This is a genomic window from Exiguobacterium sp. EA-TM-5, from assembly GCF_053878415.1.
The window spans coordinates 3,059,665-3,072,214 of the sequence record NZ_CM132670.1 but is presented as its reverse complement, the minus strand read 5'-3'; the positions used below and the strand labels follow the sequence as shown (position 1 = coordinate 3,072,214).

Annotated in this window: 12 protein-coding genes; 9 read left to right on the top strand and 3 right to left on the bottom strand. The window is 47.3% G+C overall.

Features of this window, described 5'->3' with window-relative positions; all coding sequences use genetic code 11:
* The first annotated feature begins 4 nt into the window (after nucleotides 1-4).
* From dapA to lysA, 6 genes are read left to right on the top strand one after another with little or no spacing between them, the layout of a single operon-like run.
* Nucleotides 5-886: a 4-hydroxy-tetrahydrodipicolinate synthase gene (gene dapA / locus ACV3PA_RS16115; protein ID WP_456125225.1), complete on the top strand. Its 882-nt coding sequence runs from the start codon at nucleotides 5-7 to the stop codon at nucleotides 884-886.
* Complete coding sequence (gene dapB, locus ACV3PA_RS16110; protein WP_456125224.1) at nucleotides 883-1,629, top strand: 4-hydroxy-tetrahydrodipicolinate reductase; 747 nt, start codon at nucleotides 883-885, stop codon at nucleotides 1,627-1,629. The genes dapA and dapB overlap by 4 nt, the downstream gene beginning before the upstream one ends.
* Nucleotides 1,616-2,323 carry a 2,3,4,5-tetrahydropyridine-2,6-dicarboxylate N-acetyltransferase gene (gene dapD / locus ACV3PA_RS16105; RefSeq protein WP_410502478.1) on the top strand — a complete coding sequence of 236 codons (708 nt, stop codon included), beginning with the start codon at nucleotides 1,616-1,618 and terminating at the stop codon, nucleotides 2,321-2,323. The genes dapB and dapD overlap by 14 nt, the downstream gene beginning before the upstream one ends.
* Nucleotides 2,324-2,348: 25 nt before the next feature.
* On the top strand, nucleotides 2,349-3,281 hold the full coding sequence (locus ACV3PA_RS16100; RefSeq protein ID WP_029340775.1) for a branched-chain amino acid transaminase: 933 nt from the start codon (nucleotides 2,349-2,351) through the stop codon (nucleotides 3,279-3,281).
* Nucleotides 3,278-4,336, top strand: a complete 1,059-nt coding sequence (gene alr, locus ACV3PA_RS16095; RefSeq protein ID WP_456125223.1) for an alanine racemase — start codon at nucleotides 3,278-3,280, stop codon at nucleotides 4,334-4,336. The genes ACV3PA_RS16100 and alr overlap by 4 nt, the downstream gene beginning before the upstream one ends.
* A 13-nt stretch (nucleotides 4,337-4,349) precedes the next feature.
* Nucleotides 4,350-5,666, top strand: a complete 1,317-nt coding sequence (gene lysA, locus ACV3PA_RS16090) for a diaminopimelate decarboxylase (protein WP_456125222.1) — start codon at nucleotides 4,350-4,352, stop codon at nucleotides 5,664-5,666.
* 123 nt (nucleotides 5,667-5,789) lie between these two features.
* Here the strand turns inward: lysA and ACV3PA_RS16085 are convergent, their stop codons facing one another.
* Nucleotides 5,790-6,785: a LysM peptidoglycan-binding domain-containing protein gene (locus ACV3PA_RS16085; protein WP_456125221.1), complete on the bottom strand. Its 996-nt coding sequence runs from the start codon at nucleotides 6,783-6,785 to the stop codon at nucleotides 5,790-5,792.
* 192 nt (nucleotides 6,786-6,977) lie between these two features.
* Between ACV3PA_RS16085 and ACV3PA_RS16080 the strand changes: the two genes are divergently transcribed.
* Complete coding sequence (locus ACV3PA_RS16080) at nucleotides 6,978-8,105, top strand: ABC transporter ATP-binding protein (protein WP_053452313.1); 1,128 nt, start codon at nucleotides 6,978-6,980, stop codon at nucleotides 8,103-8,105.
* Nucleotides 8,102-9,685 (top strand): ABC transporter permease/substrate-binding protein, encoded by a 1,584-nt coding sequence (locus tag ACV3PA_RS16075; RefSeq protein WP_456125220.1) that lies wholly within the window; start codon nucleotides 8,102-8,104, stop codon nucleotides 9,683-9,685. The genes ACV3PA_RS16080 and ACV3PA_RS16075 overlap by 4 nt, the downstream gene beginning before the upstream one ends.
* Nucleotides 9,686-9,830: 145 nt before the next feature.
* Here the strand turns inward: ACV3PA_RS16075 and ACV3PA_RS16070 are convergent, their stop codons facing one another.
* A complete protein-coding gene (locus ACV3PA_RS16070; RefSeq protein ID WP_456125219.1) occupies nucleotides 9,831-10,016 on the bottom strand; it encodes a hypothetical protein in 186 nt (61 codons plus the stop codon).
* 111 nt (nucleotides 10,017-10,127) lie between these two features.
* Nucleotides 10,128-10,667: a gamma carbonic anhydrase family protein gene (locus tag ACV3PA_RS16065; protein ID WP_456125218.1), complete on the bottom strand. Its 540-nt coding sequence runs from the start codon at nucleotides 10,665-10,667 to the stop codon at nucleotides 10,128-10,130.
* A 124-nt stretch (nucleotides 10,668-10,791) separates the two neighbouring features.
* Here ACV3PA_RS16065 and ade point away from each other — a divergent pair, with 124 nt between their 5' ends.
* Nucleotides 10,792-12,525 (top strand): adenine deaminase, encoded by a 1,734-nt coding sequence (gene ade / locus ACV3PA_RS16060; protein ID WP_456125217.1) that lies wholly within the window; start codon nucleotides 10,792-10,794, stop codon nucleotides 12,523-12,525.
* Nucleotides 12,526-12,550: the final 25 nt, after the last annotated feature.

Below are 12,550 nucleotides of genomic sequence, written 5' to 3'. Positions count from 1 at the left end.
CTTCATGTTCAAAGGAGCAGGTACAGCGCTCGTTACACCATTTAATGAAGCAGGCGAGTTAGATCTACACGTATTTGAACGCTTGATCGAGCAACAACTCGCAGCAGGTATTCAGGCGCTTGTCGTCGGGGGTACAACAGGAGAAGGGTCGACCTTAACGAATGCTGAATTCGAGCAACTTCTGACGACTGCCGTTCAAATCACGGCAGGACGCGTACCGGTCATTGCTGGAACGGGTTCGAACAACACGGCAGCAACGATCGAGAAGACATTACTTGCAGAACGTCTCGGTGCGGACGCAGCGATGCTCGTCACACCTTACTACAATAAAACATCACAAGCCGGTCTCGTCGCGCACTTCACGGCAGTCGCCGATGCAACAGAATTGCCGATCATGCTATACAACGTTCCATCACGAACTGGCGTCGCAATCGCTGTCGATACAGCGGTGACGTTAGCACGTCATCCACGGATTCAAGCCTTTAAGGAAGCAAGTGGAGACGTCAGCTTCATGGGAGAACTGATGGCAGCGATTCCGGAAGACTTCGCGGTCTTCTGTGGAAATGACGATCAAATCCTGCCGTACATGGCATGGGGCGCACAAGGTGTCATCTCAGTCCTCTCGAATCCGTACCCGGCAGAGACACAAGCGCTGGCTGAAGCCTTACTGGCACAAGATCTCGTGACGGCGCGTCGGATTCAAGCCGACTTGTTACCAGTCATCGGTGCTTTGTTCAGTGACGTCAATCCGATTCCAGTCAAAGCATCGCTTGAAGAACTTGGTTTTGCAGTTGGTGCGCCGCGCTTGCCGCTCGTCCGTCAATCGGAAGCGGGTCACGCGCATTTACTCGAAACGATGCATGCTTACAAAGGAGTGGTTCGATGAAACTCGCGTTACACGGTTATGGTGCGACAGGACAGTATGTCGTCGAACTAGCGCCACAAAGTGTTGTTGCAATCGTTGACCGGACGAAGTCATCCGATACGATTTCTTCATACGCGGAGCTAACAGAGATGTCAGAGAAAGTTGATGCGATCATCGACTTTTCACATCCGAGTTTGCTACCGGATCTACTCGCTTATGGACTAGCGACAAAAACGCCACTCGTTATCGCAACGACTGGTTTTTCTGAAGCAGAACTTGCGTCGATCCAAGATGCTGCGAAAGAAATTCCGATTTTTCAGTCGTACAACATGTCGTACGGTATCGCGATGGTCCAGCAACTGTTAAAGACACTCGTGCCACTAGCAGGGGCGTATGATATCGAATTGCTCGAGAAACATCATAATCAAAAAGTCGATGCGCCAAGCGGAACAGCCGAGTTGCTGTTGCAAACGATTCAGACAGCGCGTAACGTGACACCGGTGTATGACCGGTCGCAAACGCGGCAGAAGCGGGAGACGAACGAAATCGGGATGCACGCGATGCGCGGCGGAACGATCTTTGGAGAACACGAAGTCTTATTCGCCGGTGTCGACGAATTGATTGAAATCAAACATACGGCGTTATCGAAAAAAGTATTTGCTTCTGGTGCAATCAAAGCAGCTGAAGCACTCATTCAAAAAACAGCGGGACTCTATACATTAGAGACGCTCTACACACAGGAGGATTCACATGTTACTCACTGATGCTTACGAAATTGCTAAATTCATTAAAGATGCTAAAAAACAAACACCTGTTAAACTTTACGTCAACGGCGATTTGGCAGGCTTGACGATCGAAGGTGCAACAGCATTTGGATCAGATGAATCAAAGATTTTCTTCGCAGATGCAGGACTTGCGTCTACTTTCTTAGAAAAGTATTCAGATCGCATCACGGATGTTCACGTGGAGTATGACCGTCGCAACAGTGCGGTACCAATGCTTGATACACGTCACTTGAATGCGCGTATCGAGCCAGGCTCTTGGATTCGCGATCATGTCGTTATCGGTGATAACGCGGTCGTCATGATGGGTGCCATCATCAATATCGGTGCATCAATCGGAGATGGTACAATGATTGATATGAACGCTGTCGTCGGTGCACGTGGGACGATTGGGAAAAACGTTCATGTTGGCGCAGGTGCCGTGGTCGCGGGTGTCCTCGAACCACCTTCAAAAACACCTGTCATCATTGAAGACGGTGTCTTGATTGGTGCAAATGCAGTCATTCTTGAAGGCGTCAAAGTCGGTAAAGATGCCGTCGTCGCTGCTGGTAGTGTCGTCACAGAAGACGTACCTGCTGGAAGTGTCGTTGCTGGAACACCTGCACGTGTCATCAAACAGAAAGATGCGAAAACAGAAGAGAAGACGCAATTGGTGGATGATTTACGTTCACTCTGATTGACGTCGAAGAGGAGGAAAACACATGGCAGTGGATACACAGTATGGAGAAGCAATTTGGTTAGATGGAGTTTTTCATGATCCGAAAGATGCAAACACAAGCGTCATGTCACATGCGATTCACTATGGTAGTGGATTCTTTGAAGGAATTCGTGCATACGCAACACCGGACGGACCGGCGATCTTCCAATTGAAGGAACATATCGAACGTCTCTTCCGCAGTTGTGCGTATTATCATGTCACGATTCCGTATACTGTCGACGAACTTGTTCAAGCAACGATTGATTTGGTTGCGAAAAACGGATTTGAATCGTGTTACATCCGTCCATTCGTGTTCCTCGGTACGCCATGGCAAGCATTGATGGCGAAAGATACGACAGTTCATGTCGGAATCTCTTGCTGGGAGCTTGGGGAATACTTCGATAAAGGTGCCGGCATTCGTGCCAAAGTCGCATCATACCGCCGTGTCTCATCAACGATGATGCCGATGCAAGCGAAAGCGGCTGCTAACTACATGAACTCACAACTTTTAAAAGGTGAAGCGATTCGTGATGGATTTGATGAAGCAATCGCACTCGACATGAACGGAAACGTCAGTGAAGCGAGTGTTGCGAACCTCTTCCTTCTGAAAAACGGAACGATTCATACACCGTCGCTCGATTGTTCAGTACTCGACGGTATTACACGCCAAGTCATCATCCGCTTGGCACAAGACCAAGGCTATCCTGTTGTTGAACGTCATATCGGACGCGACGAGTTGTATGTCGCTGATGAGATCTTCTTAACAGGAACAGCTGCTGAAATCACGAGTGTCGGTGAAATCGATCATATCTCGATCAATGGCGGAACACGGAACGTCGCTGATGAGTTGCTCGGTCTTTATCGTCAAGCCGTCACAGGTCAATTGCCGCAATATGCGGACTGGTTGACGTATGTGACACCAGCTGTCGCGGAATGACGACGCGTACACTCGTCACGATCGATCGGAAGGCGGTGCGACAGAATGTCGCATCGGTCTTCGCTCGGTCACGTAAACGTATTTTCGCCGTGGTCAAGAACAATGCGTATAACTTAGGTATGCTTGAGATGGTCGAGACGCTGATGGCGTCTGATGTTCATCATTTTGCTGTCGCCGAGTTGTACGAAGCCATTGAAATCAAAACGAATTTTCCAGACAGTTATGTACTGGTGATGAATCCAACGGAGGATTTTGAAACAGCACGACGTTTCGGAATTGCACTCGGTGTCTCATCGCTAGAATGGCTCGCCCTAAACAGTGAACAGCTGCAGGGAATCGAGTTACATTTGAAGATCAACGTCGGGATGAACCGTTTTGGTGTCAGTTCGCTTCAGGAAGCGGAAGCTGTCCTTGCGCTTGTGCAAGCCGACTCAATCGCTTTAACAGGTTTATATACACACTTTCCGCTTGCCGACGAACCGGATGCGGATCATGATGGGCAAGTTGAACGTTTTGTTGCCATTGCGGATGTGTTACGAAAGCGCCATACGTTTACGTATATCCATTCGGAAAACAGTGCGACGATTGTCAAACACGATCCGCGTCTCGCGTTTTGTAACTATGTTCGTCCCGGAATTTTCTTGTTCGGTTATTCGCCGATCGAAAAGATGGACTGGCTCGTGCCGTCACTTCGAATGACGACCGAAGTCGTTGAAATTCGCGAAATCAGACCGGGTGAACATGTAGGATACGGAACGAACTTTACGAGTACGGAACCGATGCGGATCGCTATCTTACCAGTCGGATATGGGGACGGTGTCGTCCGTGGACGTGCCGCTTTACCGGTTCACATTCAAGGGAAGCCTTATCCCGTCATCAATAAACTATTCATGAGTCATACATTCGTCGCCGTCGATGGGACGGTTGAGGTCGGAGACGAAGTCGTGCTATACGGGGATGGCGTTGAAATTGATGACATCACTCGGACAGGAGCAGCGAATAACTCAGAGCAGATGTGTGCCCGGTCGTGGCGTTTGACGCATCAGTATCTATAAGGAGGAACTTATTATGTATGGAAGTCAATACCTGACAAAAGAAAACAATGCGTTGCACATCGATGGTGTCGCAGCGACCGATCTTGCAGCACAGTACGGAACACCGTTGTACGTGATGGCAGAACGGGAGCTGACGGATCGACTGGCGACCGTCCGGGAACACTTCCTTGATAAGTATCCAAATACTTATGCTTCCTTCGCTTCAAAAGCACTGACTGTCAGTGCTGTATACGAACAAGTTGTGCGTCATGGTCTCGGAATTGACGTCGTCACAGGTGGGGAGCTCTTCATCGCCCGTCAATCGGGTGTTCCAGCAGAACGAATCTATTTCCATGGTTCGAATAAATCAACGGCTGATCTTCAGTATGCCGTTGAGGAAGGTGTCGGACGAATCGTCATCGATCACTTTGCAGAGATTGCACAACTCGAAGCGATCGCGGCACAAGCCGGTCAAACGGTTCATGTCTTGATTCGGATCGTGCCACAAGTCATCGGTGGGGCACATGCGAAAATCCAGACAGGTGGTGTCGATACGAAATTCGGTTTCTCGACGCATGCATCAGATTACTTAGATGCGATCGAAGCGATTTTAGCATCAGAACATCTGTCATTAATCGGCATCCATTGTCATGTTGGTTCGCAAATTCAAGATCCGTCACTTTTCGAACAGACGGCTCGGACGATGATGAGCTTCGTTGAAACGATTCGTGCCCATCATGGTTTTACGGTCAGCGAAGTCAACGTTGGCGGTGGATTCGGAATTGCCTACACACAGGACGATCAACCGCTTGATTTTGAAGCAACGATTGCACGCGTCATGGACGTGATCGATACGGAAACGGAGCGACTTGGTATCGAACGTCCACGAATCGGTATCGAACCAGGACGCTGGGTCGTCGCGAATGCAGGCACGACACTTTATACGGTCGGAGCAATCAAAGAAATCGAAGGCGTTCGGACGTATCTCTCCGTCGATGGTGGGATGACGGATAACATTCGTCCAGCACTTTATGGGGCAGTCTATGAGACGGTCATCGCGAACCGGATGAAGGGGGAGACGACGGAAGTGACGGTCGTCGGAGCAGCTTGTGAATCAGGTGATCTTGTCGCTGAAAAAGCGCAGTTGGTTGAACCGAATGGTGGCGATACGCTCGCTGTGTTTGGAACAGGGGCATACAACTTCTCGATGGCAAGCAACTACAACCAGTTCTTACGTCCGGCGCTTGTCTTCGTCCGGGACGGGGAATCCCGCGAAGCCGTCCGCCGACAAACGTATGCGGATTTGATTCAGTGTGATCTTGGGATTAACGGGGTCCGATCAGAGTCATAAGAGATAAGGGTCAAGCGGTGAAAGATAAAAAAACCGACGCCATCACGTCGGTTTCATGAATGCGACATATGACGGTTCTTCTCATAAGTGAGAGGAATCGTTTTTTTGTTGCTATCAAAATATTCATTTCGGGATTTTTAAGACTTGTCCTACGAGGATGAGATTCGGATTCGTGATACCGTTCGCCTGCATCAATGCCGTGACCGTAACGCCGTAGCGTGTTGCAATCGAGTAAAGTGTATCACCGGCTTTAACCGTATAAGTCGTTGTCGGGATTTTCAAGACTTGACCGACGTTCAATAGATTCCAGTTCGTGATGTTGTTCGCACTCGCAAGGGCAGAGACTGAGACGTTGTATTTACGGGCAATCGAATAGAGTGTATCGCCCGCTTTAACGGTATACGTCGTACCCGTTGGAGTCGGTGAACGGAGTAATTCCGAAATCGTGACGAACGAATAGCCTTTTGCTTTAAGTTTCGAAATCATCGTTGGCAAGGCGGTCGGTGTTCCTTTCGCACCAGCGCCGGTATGCATCAGAATGATCGAACCAGGAACGACTTTTGGTAACACACGATCCAAGATAGCTGTTGAAGAAATGCCCTTCCAATCCGTCGTATCAATATTCCATTGAATTGTTTTCGTATATCCTGCGGCTCCGACGGCACTTAACACGTTACTGTTGCTTGCACCAAACGGCGCCCGGAAAATCGGTTTCGTCGTTTTTCCGGTCAAGGATCGAATGAGCGATTCAGTCCGAGATAATTCACTCGTCATTTGGCTTGCTGTTAATGTCGTGAAATCCGGATGTGAATAGGAGTGATTGCCGATTTGGTGTGTAGGAGAAGCGGTTGTGATGTTCTTAATCGATTGGGGATGGTTGGCTGTGCCACTGCCTGTTAAAAAGAAAGTTGCTTTCACTTGGTTACTTTTTAAGATACTTAAGATTTTTGAAATGTTCGTTCCGTCTGAACCGTCATCAAACGTCAATGCGACGACTTTTTGTGTCGTCGTTCCTTTTGTCACAAACGTAGAGCTCGCTGCATCAACCTGTGAAGAAATCGAAAATGGACTAAGGAGAAGCAATCCGATCATCATGATGGTGGGTTTCTTGATGTTCATCGTCTGATACCTCCTTCATCAAAAACATGCTTTATGAGTACTCTTTATTAAGGTATTCCCTTTATTTTTAAAAAAGAACTAACAAATTCCCGTTTTACAAAGAAATAAAACTAAATTACAGAAAATTTGTTTAAACCGTAATCTTTTTGGGAAATCATAATATATGGAAATAGTAAAAAGGAGTGAGAAGGAATGATCGAATTCAAAAACGTCGGTAAGCAGTTCAAGGATAATGTTGTCTTGAAAGGTTTATCGCTCGAGATTCAAAAGGGTGAACTCGTTGTCTTCATCGGACCAAGTGGCTGTGGGAAAACGACATCACTTAAGATGATCAATCGACTGATCGAACCTTCTTCAGGAACGATTTTAGTCAATGGGAAGGATATCATGAAGACGGATACGATCGAATTAAGACGTCATATGGGATATGTCATTCAACAAACAGGTTTGTTCCCTCACATGACGGTCCGGGAAAACATCCAGTTGATTGCGGGACTTGAGGGGAAAGATCACGATGAGATGGATCAACGGACAGAACAATTATTGACGATGGTCGGACTTGATCCAAAGCAATTCATCGATCGATACCCGAGCGAACTCAGTGGTGGGCAGCAACAGCGTGTCGGTTTCGCGCGAGCTTTGATGAACGATCCAGATGTCATTTTGATGGATGAACCGTTCAGTGCACTTGATCCTGTTACTCGTAACGATCTACAAGAAGAATTGTTTAACTTACAAGAAGAAGTGAAAAAGACGATCGTTTTCGTCACCCATGATATGGATGAAGCGATCAAGTTAGCGGATCGGATATGTATCATGCGTGACGGGGAAATCGTTCAGTTCGATACGCCAGAAGAGATTCTCCGTCATCCAAAAGATGAATATGTCGAATCGTTCATCGGGAAAAATAAAATCTGGAGTAGTCCAGAATTCATCAAGGCAGAAGATATCATGATCGAGGATCCGGTTTCAATCAGTGGCAAACGAACGTTGCTACAAGGAATTGAAATCATGCGCGGTCGAAAAGTCGACAGCCTGTTGATCACCGATCGTGACCGTGTCTTACAAGGTCTAATTAAGTTGAAGAACATCCAGACGATTCCCGATAAGAGTCAACGGATCGAAGAAGTCATGGAAGGTGAAATCATTGCCGTCAATGAACATGATTCGTTACTCGATGTCCTTGAGGTCATGAATCAGGAAGAGACAGGCTATCTTCCGGTAACGGATGCGACTGGAAAACTAAGAGGATTGATTACACGTAGTAGCTTACTTTCCGTCCTGAGTGAGCAATTCATTCATGAGGAGGAAGTCCAATGAACGGATTCTTTGATTATGTAAAAAACAACACCGATCAGATCGGTGACTTATTGCTTGAGCACTTACAGTTGACGGTCTTTGCCGTCGTCATCGCTGTCGTCCTTGGGATTCCAATCGGGATATTAATCACCCGCTATCAAAAGTTTGCAAAGCCGGTCCTCGCATTGACGAGCGTTGTTCAAGCGGTTCCGAGTCTTGCTTTACTCGGTTTCTTGATTCCGTTCATCGGTATCGGATCAACACCAGCGATCATCATGGTCGTACTCTATTCACTATTGCCAATCGTCAAAAATACCTATACCGGTCTGTCGAGTATTCCAGGGGATACGCTCGAAGCAGCCAAAGGAATTGGTTTGACGGATCGTCAAATTCTCAGTAAAGTCCAGATTCCACTTGCCTTGCCGATCATGATGGCAGGGATTCGGATTTCCGCTGTTACAGCCGTTGGTTTAATGACGATTTCCGCGTTCATCGGTGCCGGTGGTCTTGGTTACCTCGTCTTCTCGGGTATTCAGACCGTCGATAATAATCAGATTCTTGCCGGAGCGATTCCAGCTGGTATTTTAGCACTCGTCATCGACTTTGTCGTCAGCCGGATTGAATATTCGGTGGCACCGAACGGGATTCCACTTGCAGATGGTCGAATCAAGAATAAAGCACGGAAGCGCCGGAAAGCGATGCCAGCTGGACGTAAGATTGCGATTTCGAGTATCGTCTTCCTATTGATCGGTGGTACGGTCGCTTACTCTTTCCTCAAGGAAGATAAGATCGTCATCGGGTCGAAAAACTTTACGGAGCAATTGATTCTCGGAAATATGTTAGCAGATTTAATCGAAGATAAGACAGATTTACAAGTCGAACGTCAGTTGAATCTTGGGGGGACGAAAGTCGCTTATGGGGCACTTGAAAAAGGTGAAATTGATGCGTACGTCGAGTATACCGGAACCTTGTTGATTGATGTTCTGAAGCAAAAAGTCGAGACGGATCCGGAAACAGTCTATGCAAAAGTCGGGAAGATGATTCCTGAGAAAAGCCAAGTCGACGTTCTTGACCCAATCGGGTTCAATAATACGTACGCTCTTGCCATGACAAAAGAAGATATCAAAAAATATGACTTGAAGACAGTATCCGATATGTCAAAAGTCAGTGATCGTTTGATTCTCGGATCAACAATCGAGTTCGCAAACCGTGAAGACGGTTATCTTGGTCTAAAGAAAAAGTACCCAGACATGAAATTCAAAGATGTACAACCCGTAGATGGGGGACTTCGTTATACAGCACTGACGAATGGTCGGACAAACGTCATCGATAGTTTCTCAACAGATGGTTTGTTGCAAAAATTTGATTTGACGGTACTAGAAGATGATAAGAAATTCTTCCCACCATATTATGCAGTACCACTTGTTCGTCAAGAAACACTCGAAGAGCATCCAGAACTGAAAAAAGTCCTCAATACATTGAAGGATAAAATTACGGATGAAAAGATGCAAGAATTGAATTACAAAGCAGACGTTGAGAAACAGCGCCCTGAAAAAGTTGCGCGTGATTTCTTAATTGAAGAAGGATTGATCTCAAAATAATGAGTAAGAGCCGAGGCGGGAATCCGCTTCGGCTCTTTTTGAATGCGCGCTGACGCGCTATATCGTTTTGGAAAATACGTAATCAAGTGATTAAATTATTTTTTGATGCGACTAGCGAGCCAAGCGCGAACAGTGCGTTGCTGAATCATACACGTTCTTCCTCTCGGTTTAATGTTCCAAGGCGGTGCTCGGCATCTTTAACGATACGTGCTTGAACCTCGACTGTCAACCAATCTGTTTCCGTTTCCGGTAACGTCGGCAAACCGTAACTTGGGTTATTCGTAGATGAAAATAAATCAGACATGATGCGTTCTTCGTATACTGGAATCATATAAAATCCCCTCTCTGTGTCTTGATTCATCTCTTACATCCTTAGTGTACGAAAGAATTGTAAAGACGGAAGAGGGGAGGTGTTAAGAACCCGTGAACTTTGTAAACGTTCTCACAAACTTGTCAAATCCTCTTCAACGACCTCGCAACTCGATGCGTATTGTTGACCTCGTTTGACGTATTTTCGTACTGTGCGTTCCATGATAAAGCGATCATGATCACTGATATCCCGTACGATTTTTGCTGGAACACCCATGACCATCGCTCCTGCTGGCACTTTCATTTTTGGTGGAACAAGACTCCCTGCAGCGACGAATGCACCTTCTCCGATCTCAGCTTCATCGAGAATCGTCGCCGACATCCCAATCAATGCTCCTTTTCGAATGATTCCGCCATGAATCATCGCCATATGACCAATCGTCACCTCATCTTCAATGATGGTCGGATACCCTTCATACTGATGAATCATCGAACCATCTTGAATGTTGACACGTTCCCCGATTTGAATCGGACCTTCGTCTCCCCGGATGACTGTATTGAACCAGACGGATGAGTCTTTCCCGATTGAAACCTCGCCGATGACCTTTGATCCATCCGCTAAATAAACAGATGGATCGACGTTTGGAATAAGTGAACCCACACGATACTTCATACGTTTTTCCCCCTCAGACATTAAATCGATACTCTTTCATCTTGACGTTACAAAAAATAAATTGCAACAGCTTCCAAACTAATTGTAAGATGGTAAAAATACGCTTACAACAGGAGGAGACAGGATGGAACAAACAGTGCGCGAACGATTGATAGCGATTGCTGCGAAAAAAGAGAAAGCGGCCGTCGTCTATCAGAATATTTCAGTCATTGATGTCATGACACGTGAGACCTATACAGCGGATGTAGCGATTGATTCAGGCTATATCGCTGCTGTCGGGGAAGGATACGAAGGAATCGAGAATCGTCCGGGAGAGGGTCTCTTTATCGCGCCAAGTTTCGTCGATGCCCATGTCCATATTGAATCATCGATGGTACCACCGAGTGAGTATGAGCAAGCAATTTTACCGTTAGGAGTGACGACGATCATCGCGGATCCGCATGAGATCGCAAACGTTAAAGGAGTGGAAGGATTATCCTTCATGCTAGATGATGCTGAAGGACTCGCACTTGATGTCCGCATGATGTTACCGAGCTGTGTACCAGCGACTTCGTTTGAACATGCAGGGGCATCGCTTGACGCGGAAGCACTTGCGGCGTTCGTCGATCATCCTGGTGTCCACGGTTTAGGAGAAGTCATGGATTATCCGGCTGTCGAACGAGCTGATCGTGACATGCTTCAAAAAATCAAACAAATTGAAGACGCAGGAAAACTCGTCGATGGTCACGCAGCAGGACTCGGACCACGCGAGATCAATATTTATGGTGTCGCTGGGATTCGAACGGATCATGAGTCTGTCAGTAAGGAGGATGCGATTGCCCGAGCACGTCGCGGTCTATATGTTGAGGTACGCGAAGGTTCGGCAGCTCGAAACTTAAAAGAAGTACTCGATGCCGTGACAGAAAGCAATGCGAGTCGTTTCCTCTTCTGTACGGATGATAAGCATCTGGACGATACATTGCGTGAAGGAACGATTGATTACAACATCCGCTATGCGATTCGTCATGGAATTAAACGCGAAACAGCGTATGCAATGGCGTCCTTACACGCGACGAATGCGTATCGTCTGGACGATCGTGGAGCCATCGTACCGGGACGTCGAGCGGACTTCGTTGTACTATCGGATGCAGATGACGTCGTGATTGACGAGGTCTATATTCAAGGGAACTGTGTCGCGCGAGCAGGGAAGACGATTCGACCAGTGCGACGTGCGCATGTCCCGGAATCCTTACGTGGAACATTGAATACGAAACCGATTACGCCGGAAGTGTTTGCACTTCCGCTTGAATCATCACGTGCCCATGTCATTGGAGTCATTCCGAAAAGCATCGTCACGGAACATTTGATTCTTGACGTCCCGCTTCAAGACGGACATTTCGTCCCTGTTCCAGAGCAGGATCTATTGAAGATCGCTGTCATTGAACGTCATCACGGGACAGCCTTCTCAGCAGTCGGTATTGTCAAAGGTTTTAAGATGAAACGGGGAGCGATTGCCGCGACCGTTGCTCATGACTCGCACAATCTCGTCATCGTCGGCGCATCGGATGAAGAGATGCAACTCGCTGCAGAACGTCTCGTTCAAGCAGGTGGCGGTGTCATTGCTGTCAACGGTCAAGAGGTCCTTGCTGAGTTACCCCTCGAAATCGCTGGGTTGATGACGAATCGTCCGTTCCAAGAAGTCGGAGATACACTCGAAGCGTTGAATGATGCGCTCGATGTGTTAGAAGCCGATCGTTCTTTCAATCCGTATTTGACGATGTCGTTCCTTTGTTTGCCCGTCATTCCAGAGTTGAAACTGACCGACAGTGGATTATTCGACGTCAAACATTTCCAACATATTTCGGTCCAAGCAGATTAATGTCCGTCGCGAGTCTGAGTCTCAT

Excerpts from the sequence above, each read along its gene's own strand:
- lysA (WP_456125222.1), top strand. The coding sequence starts at position 4,350 with ATGTATGGAAGTCAATACCTGACAAAAGAAAACAATGCGTTGCACATC.
- ACV3PA_RS16065 (WP_456125218.1), bottom strand. The coding sequence starts at position 10,667 with ATGAAGTATCGTGTGGGTTCACTTATTCCAAACGTCGATCCATCTGTT.
- dapB (WP_456125224.1), top strand. The coding sequence starts at position 883 with ATGAAACTCGCGTTACACGGTTATGGTGCGACAGGACAGTATGTCGTC.
- ACV3PA_RS16085 (WP_456125221.1), bottom strand. The coding sequence starts at position 6,785 with ATGAACATCAAGAAACCCACCATCATGATGATCGGATTGCTTCTCCTT.
- ACV3PA_RS16075 (WP_456125220.1), top strand. The coding sequence starts at position 8,102 with ATGAACGGATTCTTTGATTATGTAAAAAACAACACCGATCAGATCGGT.
- alr (WP_456125223.1), top strand. The coding sequence starts at position 3,278 with ATGACGACGCGTACACTCGTCACGATCGATCGGAAGGCGGTGCGACAG.
- ACV3PA_RS16100 (WP_029340775.1), top strand. The coding sequence starts at position 2,349 with ATGGCAGTGGATACACAGTATGGAGAAGCAATTTGGTTAGATGGAGTT.
- ACV3PA_RS16080 (WP_053452313.1), top strand. The coding sequence starts at position 6,978 with ATGATCGAATTCAAAAACGTCGGTAAGCAGTTCAAGGATAATGTTGTC.
- ACV3PA_RS16070 (WP_456125219.1), bottom strand. The coding sequence starts at position 10,016 with ATGATTCCAGTATACGAAGAACGCATCATGTCTGATTTATTTTCATCT.
- ade (WP_456125217.1), top strand. The coding sequence starts at position 10,792 with ATGGAACAAACAGTGCGCGAACGATTGATAGCGATTGCTGCGAAAAAA.
- dapD (WP_410502478.1), top strand. The coding sequence starts at position 1,616 with ATGTTACTCACTGATGCTTACGAAATTGCTAAATTCATTAAAGATGCT.
- dapA (WP_456125225.1), top strand. The coding sequence starts at position 5 with ATGTTCAAAGGAGCAGGTACAGCGCTCGTTACACCATTTAATGAAGCA.